At 43.3% G+C, this 17,864-nt stretch carries 12 protein-coding genes and 1 tRNA gene; 7 read left to right on the forward strand and 6 right to left on the reverse strand.

Translation table 11 applies throughout. The annotated features are described in order from the left end of the window. Positions 1-19 precede the first annotated feature (19 nt). The 4 genes from NIAKO_RS29570 to NIAKO_RS29585 all read right to left on the reverse strand — a co-directional run bounded on the left by NIAKO_RS29570 (position 20) and on the right by NIAKO_RS29585 (position 4,971). Entirely contained in the window at positions 20-1,759 is a 1,740-nt protein-coding gene (locus tag NIAKO_RS29570) for a ThiF family adenylyltransferase (RefSeq protein WP_014222142.1), read from the reverse strand. After that, a complete protein-coding gene (locus NIAKO_RS29575) occupies positions 1,756-2,793 on the reverse strand; it encodes a cyclic GMP-AMP synthase DncV-like nucleotidyltransferase (protein WP_014222143.1) in 1,038 nt (345 codons plus the stop codon). Before NIAKO_RS29575 ends, NIAKO_RS29570 begins: the two co-directional genes overlap by 4 nt. Before the next feature lie 578 nt (positions 2,794-3,371). Then, positions 3,372-4,625 (reverse strand): site-specific integrase, encoded by a 1,254-nt coding sequence (locus NIAKO_RS29580; RefSeq protein WP_014222144.1) that lies wholly within the window; start codon positions 4,623-4,625, stop codon positions 3,372-3,374. 274 nt (positions 4,626-4,899) lie between these two features. After that, positions 4,900-4,971 (reverse strand) — tRNA-Arg (locus tag NIAKO_RS29585). 1,367 nt (positions 4,972-6,338) lie between these two features. Here NIAKO_RS29585 and NIAKO_RS29590 point away from each other — a divergent pair. The 4 genes from NIAKO_RS29590 (at position 6,339) to NIAKO_RS29605 (ending at position 8,959) form a co-directional block, all read left to right on the forward strand. Continuing rightward, positions 6,339-6,899, forward strand: a complete 561-nt coding sequence (locus NIAKO_RS29590) for a hypothetical protein (RefSeq protein WP_014222145.1) — start codon at positions 6,339-6,341, stop codon at positions 6,897-6,899. Positions 6,900-7,107: 208 nt separating this feature from the next. Beyond that, on the forward strand, positions 7,108-7,596 hold the full coding sequence (locus tag NIAKO_RS29595) for a DinB family protein (protein WP_014222146.1): 489 nt from the start codon (positions 7,108-7,110) through the stop codon (positions 7,594-7,596). A gap of 96 nt (positions 7,597-7,692) precedes the next feature. Further along, positions 7,693-8,148: a VOC family protein gene (locus NIAKO_RS29600; protein ID WP_014222147.1), complete on the forward strand. Its 456-nt coding sequence runs from the start codon at positions 7,693-7,695 to the stop codon at positions 8,146-8,148. 160 nt (positions 8,149-8,308) lie between these two features. Beyond that, on the forward strand, positions 8,309-8,959 hold the full coding sequence (locus tag NIAKO_RS29605) for a tetratricopeptide repeat protein (protein ID WP_014222148.1): 651 nt from the start codon (positions 8,309-8,311) through the stop codon (positions 8,957-8,959). A 73-nt stretch (positions 8,960-9,032) separates the two neighbouring features. On the opposite strand, the gene NIAKO_RS29610 is transcribed toward NIAKO_RS29605, so the two are convergent. Then, on the reverse strand, positions 9,033-10,505 hold the full coding sequence (locus NIAKO_RS29610; protein WP_014222149.1) for an ATP-binding protein: 1,473 nt from the start codon (positions 10,503-10,505) through the stop codon (positions 9,033-9,035). 155 nt (positions 10,506-10,660) lie between these two features. Beyond that, a complete protein-coding gene (locus NIAKO_RS29615) occupies positions 10,661-12,022 on the reverse strand; it encodes a sigma-54-dependent transcriptional regulator (RefSeq protein ID WP_014222150.1) in 1,362 nt (453 codons plus the stop codon). A 310-nt stretch (positions 12,023-12,332) separates the two neighbouring features. Between NIAKO_RS29615 and NIAKO_RS29620 the strand changes: the two genes are divergently transcribed. The 3 genes from NIAKO_RS29620 (at position 12,333) to recR (ending at position 17,809) form a co-directional block, all read left to right on the forward strand. Next, positions 12,333-15,518, forward strand: coding sequence for an ATP-dependent helicase (locus NIAKO_RS29620; protein WP_014222151.1), 3,186 nt, complete (start codon positions 12,333-12,335; stop codon positions 15,516-15,518). Between the two features lie 83 nt (positions 15,519-15,601). Further along, a complete protein-coding gene (locus tag NIAKO_RS29625) occupies positions 15,602-17,059 on the forward strand; it encodes an Ig-like domain-containing domain (protein ID WP_014222152.1) in 1,458 nt (485 codons plus the stop codon). A 132-nt stretch (positions 17,060-17,191) separates the two neighbouring features. After that, positions 17,192-17,809, forward strand: a complete 618-nt coding sequence (gene recR / locus NIAKO_RS29630; RefSeq protein WP_041347461.1) for a recombination mediator RecR — start codon at positions 17,192-17,194, stop codon at positions 17,807-17,809. The last annotated feature ends 55 nt before the right edge of the window (positions 17,810-17,864 follow it).

Raw genomic sequence — 17,864 nt, forward strand, 5'->3', positions numbered from 1 at the left:
CAACTTAATCCTGCCGTCATTACTCAGTTTGTAAATCAGTTCTTTGCCTACCACAAATGGTACAATTTGGTTGATAAAATAAATGTTTAGATCGTTCTAGCTCTTCAATGCTTTGAAAATATCGAGAGGCCAACTTGTACCCTTCTGAGAGGAAAAGATCAGCATTACCTTTCCATGATTCCACACAATTCTGTGCCACCTCGCCTTCAAAGATCCGAAGGAGATTACGAACTACAATTATTGCGGTCTGAATTGCATCTAACGATCCGTAAGGGATGTAAGCAGCACCACATCCTGTTATTGATTTTGAGAAGCTTTTTGGCTGCTCTTTATTTGTAAATGAGGCAATATTGTGTAAATCTTCATTGGTATATAAACACTGGAAACAGCCATATTGCGTAATATTAGTAATTAGACAATGTCCTCCAATGCCGAGAGGGTCTAACCAGCAATATATGACCGGTGTCTTGGATGCTTCTACTCTGAATAACCTGTTAAGGTATTGATTTAAAGTAGCATTGCCAGTCGCAACAATTATCGTATCATATTTATTCAGCTTCAATTTGCCATCTTCAAAAGCCGTCTCAAAGTTGGTATTTATAGCATTTATGTTGGCGTGAGGATAGAATGTCTCTAACTTACTCTTAATAGCCTCGGCTTTGTTCATCAAAACATATTTAATACCACAAGTATGGCGATAGCAATTATCTGGTATTAAACTGTCTCCGTCAACAATATCAACGTTTACAATTGCTGATTTTATTAATTCATCACACAGATAGCCCCCAACAGATCCTCCCCCTATTACCAAAATCCTTTTATCGAGATACTTTCTACCAGTTCCGGCACGCGTGAGCATATGCTCTTTGTCAATCCTTTGAACAGTTAAAGGAATAAGACTAAACTTTCTGCCTGACGAAAACAAAGGATGCTTACCAAAAGCTATATTTTTGACTCGCACTCCAAATAAAGAATGATGGTCATTGGGTTGCGGTAAACAATAGATTAGTAAGTCCTCTATCTTCCCAGTAGCCTGAATTATTTCCAGTCGTTTTTTATTCTCTGGAGAGAGATTGGTTAATGTGATTTCTCGAATATGGTTTATATCAAGTTCCTCATCATCTTTTGGAATATATATTTTGGCTCCCTTTTGTAAGGGGATGAATACGCCATAGTAATGACGAATCTGCTTATTTTGATTTGTAATTAACCGATTTAGTATCTTTTCACCATCAATTTCGCTACTCCAGGCAAACATTATATCCCTATTGGGAATTTTTAAATAATGTATGACTTTTATATGATCATCGATTGGAATGACTGTTAATATCGGAATAGCATCTTTTAACCTACGCCAATAGGTTTCATATTCATTATAAAAATCGCCTTCATTCTTTTTGGCAAAGCCATCAGCTACGGTTGATATTGCCATTTTTAAACACTCTCTAATGACACCAATAGGATTGTCAATATCTAATACAATTGCATCTTCTTGCGCATAACAAATTAATCCATCTCCTTGAACATGAGGTATGCGGTCATATTCATTGTGGTTAATAAAATAAATTACGGGAGCATGGAGAGGAAATCGACTAGAGGCGCTTATACAAAGCTTGAGCTGTTTATTATTTATATTTACCTCACCCAATACACTAAAGACCAGCCCACCTTTTAAGAGAGCTGGTGTTTCTGCTTCGACAACATTGTCTAATATTCCGGCAGACTTGACTAGTTTTGTAAAAGCTGCAACATCCATCATGCCGATTCTGAAGTCCCTGCTATTGCTTTCTTCCTATTTTGTCCTGTTTCTTCCTTAACAGGAACTGGAAAGTCGTCACCAAATTGCTTTTTCAGAATCTTACAGGCCTCGTGAGGATCTGTTTCTTGTTCCGATTCAATAAGGCAGTCCCTTAGTTTTTCCAATTTTTGTTTGAGTTCTTTACATTGTTGATCTGTCATTTTCTCAAACAAATCATTATGTGGCGGAACAGGAAGTTGAATGCTAATTCTATTTGTCAGCCAATTATAGTGGCTAAGTATATAGCCTACAAAATCTTTTGTAGCCTTCAGATCATTAATATCTACTTCTGAAGTAAACAGATCTTTGGTATAAGGTTTAAAACCTTCGTATGCTAAAGCCGTTAAAGCAATTCCCGTTGGCTTCCCATTAACACTTGTAAATTGGTTGTCTTTCCATCTCTTTGCATAACGTATTACTCTTTTGAATTGGGAACATTCTTCCTCGTCATCAAATTTATCATTTATTAAATCCCTTAACTTTTTAGGTTGAGTCTCCTCCCATTTTTTGTTGTCCGTTGTGGATGTTGGCGTTCCTTTCGCAAGAAAAATTTTGTCGTCATCATTTGTATTGGAGTACGAAGCAAAATCAACATGAAATTTGGGCAAGCCTTCCTCAATATACTGAACACGAACACACGCTTTCTTCCACTCTACTGTTCGAAATTCGTTGTTATTTAATGCATCAAACACCCACTGCTTTACACGAATGGGAGAATAATCATCTATACTTATCTCAAATAATAATCCACAATCTATATCATAATCATCGTCCTCATTTTGTGGCTTAATTCCTGTACCCATTGAATAACTTCCCTGGTTGAAAGTTTCAAACTTTACTAGCTCGATTTCGTCATTTTCACACATTTTCTTTATATATGCCCGTATCTCATCAATGAGCATATCTCTTTTTTCAATGACAGCCTTGATGTTATCCATATCAAGTCTGATTTTTCCATGAAACTTAATGAATTGATTTTGTACTATACTACCCATTAGATATGATTTAATCATTACGGATTACTTTCAAAATATTGAAAGTTAACGTCTCAAATTTAACCAGGTAACTGGCACCATTACTCTAAAACAACGCCTTAACAATGTACTTTACACACTTTGATTCGAGATGTCATAAAGTATTTTTATAGGAATAGGAATCGTGGTGGAAGTAGCGCCATATAACTTACAAGATAAGGTAGCTTTTGGTGCGCAAGATTCGGTATTATTCTTTATACTTTGACTGGACACTGTTTGTCTTCAAACTTAATTATCAATTTGCACATAATACTAAAAAAGTTAGTCACAAAAGATGTATAATGTGGATAACCTCGGGAGTTTAAATTGGTACAACTCAACCAAACTGATTGTTAACATTGTATAATAATGTTATGGATTTGTGTCAAGGGAGATAAGAACGTTATGACTGCTGTAACGATTTTTGTTTGAAAAAACGCCCTTACAATGTATTACAATGTTTAAGTAAAGGAGGGGTGGGAATAAAATCGCATGCTGCTACAAAACAGGCCCCTTACATTAACTGAAAGGGAGCCTGTGATAATGCAACCCGAAAGCAATTAATTATTTCCTTGCTTCACGTCATTTTTCATCCCTGCCAATTTCTCCTTCAACACCTTCATATTCTGACTTACCTTCTTCTGACTCACCTTCGCATATATCTGCGTAGTACGTATGCTGCGGTGGCCTAACAACTGACTAACCGTTTCAATAGGCACATCCTGCTCCAGCAGAATAGTGGTGGCAAACGTGTGGCGTGCCATGTGGGTGGTGAGGTACTTTTTAATACCGCATACTTCAGCTATCTCCTTGAGGTAGCCATTGTAACACTGGTTGGTGTTTACCGGTAGTAACCGGTTCTTGCTGCGACACCAGAGATGGTTTTTGTATTTCTCTACTATCTCCAATGCAATAGGGAGTAGCGGTACCCGTTCCGGCGTACCCGTTTTTCGGCGGTCGGTGGCTATCCATTTTTCACCGTCGATGCCGGTTACGATGTTATCGGGTGTTAAACTGTAAACATCCTGATAGGCGAAGCCGGTGTAGCAACTGAAAAGAAATACATCCCTTACCTCGGCTAACCGTTCAACGGCAAACCCCTTATGATACAAGGTCATTACTTCTTCCATTGTTAATCGTTCGCGGGATGGTTCTACATACGTGCATTTGAACCGACCCACCGGGTTCGTTTCCAGCCAGCCCTGGTCAACTGCAAACTTTAGTACCCGCTTCAGGATGCGGATGTACTTCATGGCGGTATTGTTGCAGCCCTTTTCGTGTGTAACTAAGAAGTGTTCAAAGTCTCCGGCAATGGCTGGTTTTATTTCCTTCAGTGGCAGGTCGGTTACTTTGTACTGATGCTTTGTGAACGCCTTTAACTTCTCCCGGGTGGTGTGTACACATTTCAGACTATGTTTCGATTTCTGCCCGCTGGCTACCTTTTCGGCAAATCGGTCGTAATAAATATCAATCGCTTCCTGTAGCGATTTCCGGTTTTCGTCAACACCCTGGTACAGGTTCTTTAAGATCTCGGCGGTAATGGGCTTGCCAAGCGCTTCCAGCTGCAGGTACTTTTTGTGCAGTTCTCCTTTAATTAATGCCAGGCGCCGGTTGATGGTCTGCGCTTCCTGTGTTTTCCCTTTTACAAATTGCCCTTCAGCATCCCAGGCAATAGCAGTCACATACTCATTGGTAGATAATTCAACCCTTTGCTGATTGATCGTAAAACGTACATAAATGGGTAGCTTCCCATTTTTGCCCCGGCTCTTGAACAGCCGGAACCGGATGAAAAGGTTTAAATTTCCCTTACTCATACAATCACTTTTAAGTTAACCGATATTGTTTCCTTCGCTCAAGTCCTCCACATCACACTTCAACTCGGTGGAACCCAGAGCTAGCAAGGGTTTCAGAACTTCGAGGGAGCAAAAATAAAATTTTAAGACTTGCCCCCTCGATGCTCCCTTTTAGCGGTTGTATAGGCGGGTAATTCTTTGTCAGGTTGTGCCAACCAAAAACAAAAAACCCGCATAAAATCAATATTTTATGCGGGTTTGTGAACTCTGACATTTCTGTCTTTAACTTTGTATGTAGTCCCGACAGGAATCGAACCTGTATCAAAAGTTTAGGAAACTTCTATTCTATCCATTGAACTACGGGACCAATAATTAAAATTCCAGTTCTATTTCCCAGATCACAGTCACCTGGACCAGGTCACCACCGGCAGCACCTGCCGCCTGGGGGATGGCAAAAATAGGAAGAAAACCATTAAACCGGAAGCATAACTGGTCAAATACACTGGAAATCCTGCCTTTAGTGTAATCATCCTCGCCCTTAATAGCCCGGATACATTCCGCTGGCTATGAACAATAACTACATTGGTTGCAACAACACACAGCAAAGTGCTGGATCTGGTTAAAACATTAACTGTCGCCGGTGATACAGTTTTAGACGCGGCACCCATACCGGGATCAGATTGAAAAATTGGGGGATTTAGAAGAGCCTTCCCACGCCGGATAGGCAGGCCAAACGCTTCACTCTCTGTTCTCAGTACCCCACTATATTCGCAGCCTGATATAAGTCATCAATATTTCTTAATAAGTCATCAATTTCGAACTTTGTCTCGTAAGTAGCGAACTTTGACGCGTAAGTAACCAACCTTTTACTGTAGATCTTAAACTTTTGCGCCAATGTTTAAAAGTAAAGGCTCCAGGTTCGCTACTTGTGCTCTGAAGTTGTGCAAATAGCCTCAAATTCGCAACAAATGCCATAATGTTCAGCGTTAATGAGTCATAGTCAGTTGGAAATGCGGTATAATAAGCAACTTATGTCGAAAAGTTCGCAACAATGGCAGAAGTTCGCAACTTTTGCCCGAACGTTTACAACAAGATTAGAAAAATCAGTCATTCTATGGAAGAAGTATGGAATTTTTGCTGAAAAGTTCGCAACAACAATATTTGCACATACCTCTTCAAATCCCCCGATTTTTTCACTTGATCCCCCATACCGCTAACTTTCACAGCAAGGGGCTATCTCGCGGCTTCAGCTTCTTTCTTCGCCAGTTTCAATCACGCTTCACCTCTTCTTTACCTCACATTTCCCAACCTGGGATAACCGAAGCTTAACCGAACACTAACCGAAGCTTGAGCGTACATTTCTTTAAAGATTTCCCTTGATGGGAATAACAAATGCAATATTGTATCAAAAATATTCCTTAACCAACTTGGTAAAATTATCCGGAAAAAAATCGTAAGAGACGATGGGCATTCAAAAATCTGCTTCAATTCTGTTTAAATATTGTGGTTTTACAGATCAAATAGCTTAAACAAATGTGGATAAATAAACCTTTACCAAGTTGGTGCCAACTTGGTAAATCGATCGGTTTTTCTTTCTCAATTTCGATGTACGCTTATGCAGAGAGTGCGATACAGCGAAACCGGAAGCTAGCGCCGGTATCCTGCCGTTCTTCCTGCCTTCCGGCCGGAATAGCGTTGTAACAATTTTATCTCAACATTTTAAAAATTGATTTTATGGCAGAATCTAAAAATAATTACGTCATGTTTGGTATGTCTGGGAAATTGGGCAAGCTGCTCGTTTTCCGCCAGCGCGGGGGCAAAACGATTGCAACAGCCGTCCCTACACGCACCAGCGCGTTTACCGAAGAACAATTGGAAATACAAAGTAAATTCAAAGAAGCGGCTGCCTGGGCACGCAGCATCCTGAAGAATCCGGATGATCGCAAGTTCTACAGTTCCCTCGCAACGGGCGGTCAATCGGCCTTTAACATGGCCATTGCCGATTGGTTTACCGATCCCGAGATAAAGGAGATCGACACTGTAAATTATACCGGTGCAGTTGGCAGTGTTATCAAAATAACGGTGGCAGATATCGTAAAGGTGCAATCCGTAAAAGTATCTATCACCACCCCAGGTGGTACCCTGCTGGAAGAAGGCAGCGCTGTTTTTGATGAAAATAGCCAGCAATGGTTATATACAGCCACTCAAAACAATGCAACGCCTGCAGGCGCTCACATTAAAGCAACGGCTGTCGACAAACCGGGCAACAGCCATTCGCTCGAAAAGGTGATATAAACTTCCTAAGTTGATGTTTTGTTTTTTCTATTGAAAAGATGCCTCCGGTAAAACGGGGGCATCTTTTTATTTGTATCTTAATATATAAGAAGATCCTATCCACTTCTAAAAACTTTCTGATTTTTTCTAAAATCCTGCTGACATACTGTTGTCACTACCCGGTTATAGGTTTGCATTGTACTTATTACAATACTTAAAAATAATTACCATGTCAACGCAAAGTCTAACCTCCGCCTCAGTTATCAACGCCCAACAATTACTGAAACACTGGCAAGGTCATCGCGACCTTACCCGCAGGACCATTGTGGCCTTTCCTGACGACAAACTCTTTTCCTATTCCATTGGCGGTATGCGTCCGTTTTCTGACCTGGTGTATGAATTTCTTGGCATGGCAGTTCCCGGACTGAAAGGCATTGCCACCGGTACCTGGCAAAAATGGGCCGATGCAGAGAAAGTGAGCACTAAGGCCGAATTGCTGGCCCTGTGGGACCAGGCCACTGCCGAGATCAACGAGATCTGGGACACCATTCCGCCGCACCGGTTTGAAGAACAGGACGTAGCATTTGGAATGTGGCCCGGCACGGGCATCTCTTTCATCCTCTACTTTATTGATAACGAGATCCACCACCGCGGGCAGTCTTACGTGTACCTGAGAAGTCTGGGTATTGAACCGCCTGCTTTCTGGGACCGTCACTAAAAATCAAGCGAATTGCACGGTCAATTACTGGCCGTGCAATTTTGTTTGTGTACGGTTGTGCTGGTTTTACTAACTTCCAGCATAATTGATTCCCATATGAGAAATGCCTTTTATGTTTTATCGCTGAGCCTGGGGCTGTCATTTATTTCCCTGACCTCCTTCGCTCAAAACAAGCCTATCCTTAACCATATTGCCTTATATGTTACGGATCTGAAAACCAGCACCCATTTTTACCAGCATGTGATTGGCCTCGACACCATTCCTGAGCCTTTTCACGATGGCCACCATACCTGGTTCAGCATTGGCGCCCATGGCCACCTGCACGTTATTTCGGGCGCCACCGCTAAAACCACCCACGAAAAAAACACCCACCTCTGCTTCAGCGTGCCTTCCATCAACGATTTTGTAGCTAATCTCAAAAAGAACGGGATTGAATACGAAAACTGGGCCGGTGAAAAGAACACCGTCACCAAACGGGTCGACGGCATCCAGCAACTCTATTTCCGTGACCCGGATGGTTACTGGATCGAGATCAACGATGATAATAAATAGCCAATAGACAATAGGCAATAGACAAAACCCCCAAATTCGGAGGGTCGCAGAAATAGATAGATTATGAAATTCGGAAACCCTTGCCAATTGCTTATTGTCAATTGCCAATTGGTTGTTGTTTTTTCAGCCTATCTTTGCAATCCTTAAAAAATAAAGGTTTATGAAGTTTTATTCATGGCTTATACGTTACCGCCTATACCTGGGTCTGGCGCTGATAGCTGTGGGCGTACTGGCCAATGTCTACAGTGGTTTCTGGCCCGCCTTCCCCGCCTATTTAATCGGCCTGATCCTTATTGCCGGTCACTTTTTTATTGGCCCCCTTCGCCTTATTCAGGAACATATGGAGGCCGGCGATCTCGATGGCGCCAAACGCGTACTCGCTTCTATTAAATATCCCAACCTGCTGTATAAACCCATCCGTTCTGCCTTCTTTACCTTTAAAGGTCAGCTGGCTATGATGGAACAGGATTTTGATTCCGCAGAAAAAAACATGAAGAAAGGCCTCGATCTGGGCACGCCCATGAAAGAGGTAAAAGGCGCCAGCATGCTGCAAATGGGGATGATAAGTTTACAAAAGAACGACTTTAAACAAGCTGAAAAATACATTCGCCAGGCCATCCGTGAAGGGTTACCTGATAAGGAAAATGAAGCAGCCGCCTACCTGCAAATGTGTAATATCATGATGAACAAACGGGAGTTTCGTGCGGCAAAAGAGTTCTTCCGTAAGGCCAAGGCCCTGAAGCCTGCTACCGCAGAAATTGTTAAGCAGATCAAAGAATTGGAAAAACATATTCCCCGCCTGCCGGGGTAATCCCAACGCTCAGTCGGGATGAAGTAAAAAATCGGAGGTAAGAAGGTTAAAAAACTTCGGATCTCCGATTTTTTTATAGATTAAAATCGTGTTTTAATTGCATCATACAGGCCTCCAGCACAGTATTAACTTCCAGTACCTGTGCGGGTAATTTATCCAGCCCTTCGCCTTTCTTGCCATTGGTTTCAATGGCCCGCACTACGTCTTTTATTTTGGTAATGCCCATACTGTCAATCGTTGCTTTTAACTTATGCGCCAGTTTGCTTGCATTCACCCAATTCTGTTGCTCTGTTTCTTTTTGAAGCTCGGCCATCGATGGCGGCACCGTTTCTAAAAATAGTTGCACCATCTTTTTAACAAACCCTGTATCGCCGCCCGAAATGGTTTGCACCATATTCAGATCGTACAACTTCTCCTCTGTTCCCATATCGGATGTGTTTGATTCGTTCATAAGTTTAGTTGCTGATGCGCCTGCACCGGTTTTTAAATTATTGGAGATCACCATGAACAGCTTTTGCTCATTGAATGGTTTTGGCAGAAAATCGTTCATCCCTGCCGCCAGGTATTTTTCACTATCGCCTTTTAATGCATTGGCAGTAAGCGCCACAATGGGTATGGCCGCTTTAACCGGATCGCTCAACTGCCTGATGGCCCTTGTGGCTTCTATTCCATCCATTTCGGGCATTTGTATATCCATCAGCACCAGGTCGTACTTATTCTTTTGTACCATGGCCACAGCTTCCCGGCCGTTGTTTACAACGTCTACGGTAAAGCCCCACGACTCCATAATATGCCTGACCAGGTATTGATTCAGCTCCACATCTTCGGCCACCAGAACATACCTGTTGCCCAGGCTTTGATAATTCAGGTCTTGTGCCACGGTTGACTGATTGAGTTTAGATGAACTAATTGCAAAGGGTAATTCAAAGCTAAAGCATGAACCTTTCCCTGCTTCACTATCCACTTTTAATTCGCCGCCCATCATGCTTATCAATTCCCGGCAGATGCTTAATCCCAAACCGGTTCCTCCATGTGTGCGGGTAATGGCTACATGCGCCTGCATAAACGGCTCAAAAATCAATCCCAACTGACTTTCGCTTATGCCAATTCCGGTATCTTTTACAATAAAAGCTATCCGGGCTTCATCACCTTTTTTATTTAGTAAACGGGTTTCAATGGTTACGTTGCCTGTTTCGGTAAACTTAAGGGCGTTGTTAATCAGGTTGTTCATTACCTGGCTTAACCGGTACGGATCACCCAACACAATCAGGTCTTCACCCAGAAAATTGTCATATACCAACCCAATACCTTTTTCCTCGGCTTTATAAAGAAACGACTGTAAACAAAGCTCAATGCGATCGGCCAACGAAAATACTACATGTTCAAACTGCAGCTTGCCTAAAATAATCTTTTCAAGATCGAGCACATCGTTCACAAGTAATAACAGATTATTGGCTGAATTCTGAATTAATCGCAAATAATTCTGCTGTTGTTCATTTAAATTGGTTTTTGCCAGCAAACCTGCAATACCTAACACCCCGTTCATGGGTGTTCGTATTTTGTATGTACTCCTCTGCCCGTTTTTGCTCACTTACATCAATGCCATATACAATGCAGAACTTTACCTGCTCCTGCTCATCCAATACCGGTTGTATATGTCTGATGTGATTTTTTCAACGGTTTCATAGAACGGCCCCGTTCTTACCGGGCGTTTAACTCTCCTGCCTGTATCATGCGGTAAATGGTTGACTTACCTATATCCAGCTTTTTCGCTACCAGTAATACGTCTTTGTCGTATTTGTCGAGATAGTGTTGTATGATCTGTAATTCAAATTCTTTCAGGGTCCTGTCTTTATTCATCAGGTCGTTTACCGAAGAACTGGAATTAAGAGTGATGTGCTCGGGTAAAATAGTATCTCCATCGGCCATTACTACCGACAGCTCAATTACCGATCGCAATTCACGCACATTACCGGGGAATGCATGGTGCAATAATCTTTGCTGCGCTTCGGGCGACAGTAATTTTTTATCGGTATTGTTCTCTTTGCAGAACTGGTCCATAAAATGCTTGGCCAGGATAACAATATCGTTTCCACGCTCGCGCAATGGCGGTATCTGTATTGGCAATCCTATTAAACGGTAATACAGGTCTTCTCTGAATCTTCTGGCCTGTACCTCTTCCAACAGGTTTTTATGGGTAGCAACAATGATGCGCACATTTATCGGTACTACTTCATTTCCCCCAACGCGGGTTATTTCCCGCTCCTGTAACACACGCAGCAATTTAGCCTGCAGGTTAATGTCCAGTTCGCCAATTTCATCTAAAAAAAGCGTACCATTATGCGCTTCTTCAAATTTACCAATGCGGCGTGTAATGGCGCCCGTGAATGCTCCTTTTTCATGCCCAAACAATTCACTTTCTATCAGTTCACGGGGAATAGCCGCCACATTCACGGCAACAAAGGGCTTCTTGCTTTTGTCGGAATTATAGTGAATAGCACGCGCCACCATTTCCTTTCCAGTACCGGTTTCGCCGGTAACGGAAACAGTTATATTGGTTTTACAGGCCTTTTCTATTAAGCTGAACACTTTCTCAAATACCGGGCTTTTACCTATCAGGTATTTGGAGTAGTCGTACTTCTTTCCAACCTGTTCTTTTAAATGCTCTACTTCTTTTCGCAGGCCGTCAATTTCCTTCAAATGCAACAGGGTGTTCCACAAACGGTCTTTGGCGTCATCGTCTTTTACAATGTAATCGAAAGCACCGTTCTTAATAAGGTTGATGGCGGTTTTGATATCCTCCTGCCCCGAAATGACGATCACCTGGATGCCAGGATCGACTTCCTTGATCTTTTTCAGCACTTCACTGCCATCCATATCGGGCATGGAATAATCGAGCGTAACAACGTCAGGCCGCTCATGCAGGTGATTGAAAAAATCCTTGCAATTGTGATAACGTTTAACCTCATAGTCGGGGTTAAGCGCCAGGTAGTGCTGCAACATGGAGCCATACCATACATCGTCTTCAAGGATAAATATTTTTAAAGGGTGTTGGTTTTTCATTATGGTGAAAATCTGTAATATTAGAAACGTCGGAAATTTGATTTTATTCCCAAAAAAAGAACGATTCCCCTTACGAAACCCCTATTTCTTTTTGCCGCATAAGCTACTTATTATCAGGTACTAATTGTTTCTCCTTAGTGGAAATGGGCGTATCCGATACACGAAAATGCAGTAAAATCCGGAAAAAGCAGTCTATTTGGTCACGCAACCGCTAAATTTTTGTGCACATTTAGCAGCTGATTTTTGAACATCCGGCGGTTTACATATTAGGCCCCTGTAGTATCTGTTGACCGTTCGTTATCTTTGTTTAATGAGCGTGAACCGGGAGCGCCTTAATCAGAGATTTGTTGAAGAATACCAGAAGCTGAACCCTCAGCAAAGACTTGCTGTCGATACTATTGAAGGCCCCGTTATGGTTATTGCCGGGCCGGGCACCGGTAAAACCCAGATCCTCGCCAGCCGAATAGGCAAAATACTGCTGGATACCGACTCACAACCACAGAACATCCTTTGTTTAACGTATACCGATGCGGGTGTGGTGGCCATGCGCCGGCGCTTGTCGCAGTTTATTGGGCCCGATGCCTACCGCGTTAACATTTATACTTTTCATGCTTTTTGTAACGATATCATCCAGGAAAACCTGTCGCTTTTTGAAAAAACAGCGCTGGACCCTATTTCTGACCTGGAAAGAATTGAGTTGTTCAAAAACCTGATCGATACTTTTCCTAAAAACCACGCCCTCAAACGCTACCGGGGCGATGTATACTACGAAATACATAACCTGCAATCGCTTTTCAGTACTATGAAACGCGAAGGCTGGACACCCGCTTTTATCAACGAACGCATCGACGCCTGGCTGGCCGACCTGCCTACCAGGGATGAATTCGTTTACAAACGGGCCTACAAAGGTTTCAAAGCCGGCGATCTGAAGAAGGATAAGTTTGAGGAAGAAAAAGAGAAGATGGAAAAGTTGCGGGCAGCAGTAAATGAATTCGACCGTTTTCAAAAACTGATGCGCGACCGCAACCGGTACGACTTTGACGACATGATCAACTGGGTTATCAAGGCTTTTGAAGAAAACCCGGCCCTGCTGAACCGTTACCAGGAACAATTCCTGTACATCCTGGTGGATGAATTTCAGGACACCAGCGGTACACAAAACCAGCTGGTAAAGCTGTTGATCAGCTTTTGGGAAACACCCAACGTATTTGTGGTTGGCGACGATGACCAGAGTATTTACCGCTTTCAGGGCGCCAACGTGGAGAACATGTTACAGTTTTTCAACTCCTACCGCGAAAGCCTGCTCACCGTGGTTCTCACCAATAATTACCGGTCGGCCCAGCCTATTCTCGATGTTTCCATGACACTCATCAACAACAACCAGGAGCGGTTGGTGACACAAATTGAAGGCCTAAGCAAAAATTTGAAATCATCGCATCCACGCTTCTTTGCACTGGAGCCTACGGATGCCATTCCCGCAATAAAAGAATATGAAACCCAGCGGCACGAAATGGTGGATATAACCCTGCAGGTGCAGGAGTTATTGGACCAGGGCATACAACCTGGCAAAATCAGCATCATTTACCGCGAAAACAGATATGGTGAGGAACTGGGCCAGTATTTCAAAACCCTGAATATCCCGGTTTACAGCAAACGTCACTTGAATTTATTGACGGAACCATTTGCCAAAAAGATCATTCTGCTCATCAAATACATCGCCGCCGAACATGATATTCCTTATGGCGGTGATGAAATGTTGTTTGAGATCCTGCATTTTGACTGGTTCAACATTCCGCCCATTGAAATTGCCAAGCTGAGCATAGAAGTGGCCGACAGGGCGTTTGGTAAAGACAAAACCTCGTTGCGCCGCCTGCTGTACGACAAGGGTAACACGCCGCCTGCCGATCTGTTCAGCAGAGGCCTGCACCCGGGTTTACTACAGGCTACCAAAGCAATGGAACGGCTTATATCATCAGTACCCAATGTTACCTTACAGGTACTGGTTGAAAGTATCATTCGCCGTACAGGTTTGCTGAACATCATTATGCAAAGTCCCGAAAAAGCGTGGATGATGCAGGTGTTAACCGCCCTGTTCGATTTTATAAAAGAAGAAACGCACCGCAATCCTTTACTGCAGCTGACCGACCTGGTGGAGATCTTCGACCTAATGGAAAAAGAAGGGTTGACATTGCCGCTGGTTCAGGTTAGCGGTAATGATAAAGGTGTGAACCTGTTAACCGCTCACGGTTCAAAAGGACTGGAATTTGAATATGTGTTTATTGCAGGCGTCAATGCCTCCTCCTGGGAAAAGAAGCGTAAGCCTGGTGGTGGTTACAAAATTCCCGAGAACGTATTCTTAAGCCAGGCCAATGGCTCCGCAGTAAACGAAGCAGGCAAAAGCGATAAGGATATTGAGGAACTGCGCCGGCTTTTTTACGTGGCGCTTACCCGTGCCGAACAACACTTATTCATTTCGTACTGCCGGTATAAAAACGATGGTAAGGAACTGGAACCCTCCATGTTCCTTGCAGAAATACAGGAACAACACCAGTTGCCTGTTGAAAAGGTATTCATCAGCGATGAAGAATTAACTGAGTTTCAGATAGTACAATTCGGGGAAACAGAAGCGCCCGAAATCGGCCGCATAGAAGAGGATTTTATCACTGCCCTGCTCGACAGGTTTGTGATGAACGTAACTGCATTGAACAATTATTTAAAATGTCCGCTCGAGTTTTATTTCAAAAACCTGCTGCGCATCCCGTCACCCAAAAATGAGGCTACCGAATTTGGTTCGGCCATTCACCATGCACTGCAACGGTTCTTTGAAAAAATGAAGGAAAACAACAATGTGTTCCCGGGCAAGATCGAGTTTGTGGATGATTTTAGCTGGTACATGCATCGCCATCGCGAAAACTTTACCCGCGAACAGTTTGAACGCCGCCTTGAATACGGGCATGAAGTACTGAGCAATTATTACGATAAATACATTTTCACCTGGAACCGGATCGTTACGGTTGAAAGGAATATCCGCAATGTGGTAGTGAATGGGGTTCAGCTTAAGGGTAAGCTTGACAAACTGGAGTTTGACGGCAAACAGGTGAACATTGTGGACTATAAAACCGGCGACCCGGATAAAGCAAGGGCCAAACTACAGCCACCCAGCGAAAAAGACCCCAATGGCGGTGATTACTGGCGCCAGGCCGTGTTTTATAAAATTCTGGTAGATAACTACGAAAGCCGCGACTGGCAGGTTATCAGTACCGAATTTGACTTTATTGAACCTGATAAAAAGAAAGTATACCGCAAGGAAAAAGTAGTTATAAAACCATCTGATATTACCACCGTTTCCCAGCAAATTGTGCAGGTATGGGAAAAGATCCAGAACCGGGAGTTTTATATTGGCTGCGGCAAAGACGACTGCCACTGGTGCAATTTTGTTAAAACCAATAAGATGGCAATCGCTTTACATGATCTCACTTCTGAGGAAGAAGCCTGATTAGTTACCAGGTATCCGTTTCACCCCGATTTAACGGATTTTGAAGCAACAGTTGTCAATAAAGGGCTTAAGTTTGCGGCCTTATGAAGTATGCTTCCTTACTAAAAATAGTTTCGCCATTTCTTTTAATCCTTGCGCTGCTTCCGAGTACCCTGGTGCAAACAGGTTGCGCCAATATTATTCCCCCTACCGGCGGCCCCCGCGACTCCCTGCCTCCCAAACTGGTGACCGTTAATCCCCACGATTCTTCCCGCAACTTCAATGGTAAAAAGATCGTGATGGAGTTCAACGAGTTCGTTCAGCTGGATAACGTGCAGGAAAACCTGCTGGTATCGCCGGTACCCAAGATCAACCCCATCGTTGACTCCAAATTGCGTACGGTAACCGTAACCATTAAAGATACCCTGCAGCCCAACACTACTTATACCATCGACTTTGGCAAAGCCATAAAAGATATAAACGAGGGAAATGTGCTGAAAGATTTCAAGTACCTGTTCACTACAGGCGACCACCTCGATTCATTATCGGTTACCGGTAAAGTAATAGTAGCCGAAACCGGTAAAACCGATTCTACCCTCATTGTAATGCTTCACAGAAACGGGGACGATTCGGCCGTTATAAAAGAAAAACCCCGGTATGTTGCCCGGGTAGATGCTAATGGAAACTACGCTTTCAAAAACCTGCCTGCCGATTCATTTTCTTTATATGCCCTGAAAGATGAAGGCGGTCAGCGCCGGTACCTCAGCAACAGCCAGCTGTTTGCGTTTGCCGATGAACGGGTAATGCCCGGTTTATCGCCCAAACCAATAACCCTGTATGCTTATACCGAAAAAGATGACACTTCTGCAACTAAAACAAAGGCCAACAAGCCGGCTCCACCGGCAGCCAGGCCTGCTGCCAAACCAGCAAACGGTAAAAAATCTGATAAGCCTGTCCACCTGCAAATTGAAACCAACCTTACCGGGAATGACCTGGACCTGTTAAGCCAGCTTGAATTAAGGTTTGGCGCCCCGCTCAAAACTTTCGATAGCACCAAACTGATCCTGGCCAACGACAAGAATGAACCACTCAGTAATTATCGTTTTATAAGAGATACCAGCAATAAAAAGATTACCGTTTCCTATGCCTGGACGGAAAACACACCTTATAAACTCATTCTGGATAAAAGTTTTGCTACCGATAGTGCCGGCAACGATATTGGTAAAAATGATACCGTGAGCTTCCGCACCAAAAAACAAAGCGAGTATGGACTGGTACGCCTGCGGCTCATTAACCTCGACTTCAAGAAAAACCCGGTTTTACAGTTTGTTGTGAGCGACCAGGTAAAATTTGCCTACCCCATGACCGGCAAGGAGTTTAATGCCAAATTGTTCCCGCCTGGCGAGTACGACCTGCGCATTTTATACGATGACAACAAGAATGGTATTTGGGACTCCGGGGCCTTTTTCAAGCACCGCCACCAACCTGAAAAAGTACTTCCCATAAGCCGTAAACTAACCGTTAAAGCCAACTGGGATAATATAATAGATATTACCCTGTAGTAATGTTGAATATCGAAGTAAATTCAAAGAAATTCGGCATTGGTATTCCTTTGTAAATCTGCGCGTTACGAGGATATAATCTTTTATCGAACCAAGAACCGGGAACTTGGAACTTCGGGTTATCTTTGCAGTATGGAATTCTCCTCGTCTTTGTTGGAAAGTGCGGTAAGTGAATTTGCCAAATTACCCGGTATTGGTAAAAAAACAGCCCTTCGGCTGGTGCTGCATTTATTAAAGCAGGACACCGGTAATGTGGAAGTATTTGGTGACGCCGTGCTTAAAATGCGCCGGGAAATAAAGTTTTGCGAGCGTTGTCACAACGTGTCCGACGCTACAACCTGCGCCATCTGCGCCAATCCGTTGCGCAAACAGGAGCTTATTTGTGTGGTGGAGAATATCCGGGATGTAATTGCTATTGAAAGCACCCAGCAGTTCAATGGCATATACCATGTGCTGGGTGGCATTATTTCGCCCCTGGATGGTATTGGCCCCGATCAGCTTACTATTGACCCCCTTATACAACGCATAGCTAAAGAAAAGACGGAGGAACTCATTTTTGCCCTCAACCCAAATATCCAGGGCGATACCACTATTTATTATATCCAGAAGAAGTTAACAGGAACACCTGTCAGAATAACAACTATTGCCCGGGGCATAGCCTTTGGCGGCGAGCTGGAATATGCCGATGAAATGACCCTTGCCCGCAGCATTACCAACCGCCTGCCGGTTGAAAAGTACGTTCAGCACTAGGTTTCAGCCTGCAAGGGCGCTATACGTTAATACTTAGCCAATAACAACAAGTTTG

The organism is Niastella koreensis GR20-10, from assembly GCF_000246855.1.
GTDB classification, from domain to species: Bacteria; Bacteroidota; Bacteroidia; order Chitinophagales; family Chitinophagaceae; genus Niastella; species Niastella koreensis.

What these genes read in the sequence shown, in the direction of transcription:
- NIAKO_RS29570 (WP_014222142.1), bottom strand. Translation starts at nt 1,759, where the DNA reads ATGATGGATGTTGCAGCTTTTACAAAACTAGTCAAGTCTGCCGGAATA.
- NIAKO_RS29575 (WP_014222143.1), bottom strand. Translation starts at nt 2,793, where the DNA reads ATGGGTAGTATAGTACAAAATCAATTCATTAAGTTTCATGGAAAAATC.
- NIAKO_RS29580 (WP_014222144.1), bottom strand. Translation starts at nt 4,625, where the DNA reads ATGAGTAAGGGAAATTTAAACCTTTTCATCCGGTTCCGGCTGTTCAAG.
- NIAKO_RS29590 (WP_014222145.1), top strand. Translation starts at nt 6,339, where the DNA reads ATGGCAGAATCTAAAAATAATTACGTCATGTTTGGTATGTCTGGGAAA.
- NIAKO_RS29595 (WP_014222146.1), top strand. Translation starts at nt 7,108, where the DNA reads ATGTCAACGCAAAGTCTAACCTCCGCCTCAGTTATCAACGCCCAACAA.
- NIAKO_RS29600 (WP_014222147.1), top strand. Translation starts at nt 7,693, where the DNA reads ATGAGAAATGCCTTTTATGTTTTATCGCTGAGCCTGGGGCTGTCATTT.
- NIAKO_RS29605 (WP_014222148.1), top strand. Translation starts at nt 8,309, where the DNA reads ATGAAGTTTTATTCATGGCTTATACGTTACCGCCTATACCTGGGTCTG.
- NIAKO_RS29610 (WP_014222149.1), bottom strand. Translation starts at nt 10,505, where the DNA reads ATGAACGGGGTGTTAGGTATTGCAGGTTTGCTGGCAAAAACCAATTTA.
- NIAKO_RS29615 (WP_014222150.1), bottom strand. Translation starts at nt 12,022, where the DNA reads ATGAAAAACCAACACCCTTTAAAAATATTTATCCTTGAAGACGATGTA.
- NIAKO_RS29620 (WP_014222151.1), top strand. Translation starts at nt 12,333, where the DNA reads ATGAGCGTGAACCGGGAGCGCCTTAATCAGAGATTTGTTGAAGAATAC.
- NIAKO_RS29625 (WP_014222152.1), top strand. Translation starts at nt 15,602, where the DNA reads ATGAAGTATGCTTCCTTACTAAAAATAGTTTCGCCATTTCTTTTAATC.
- recR (WP_041347461.1), top strand. Translation starts at nt 17,192, where the DNA reads ATGGAATTCTCCTCGTCTTTGTTGGAAAGTGCGGTAAGTGAATTTGCC.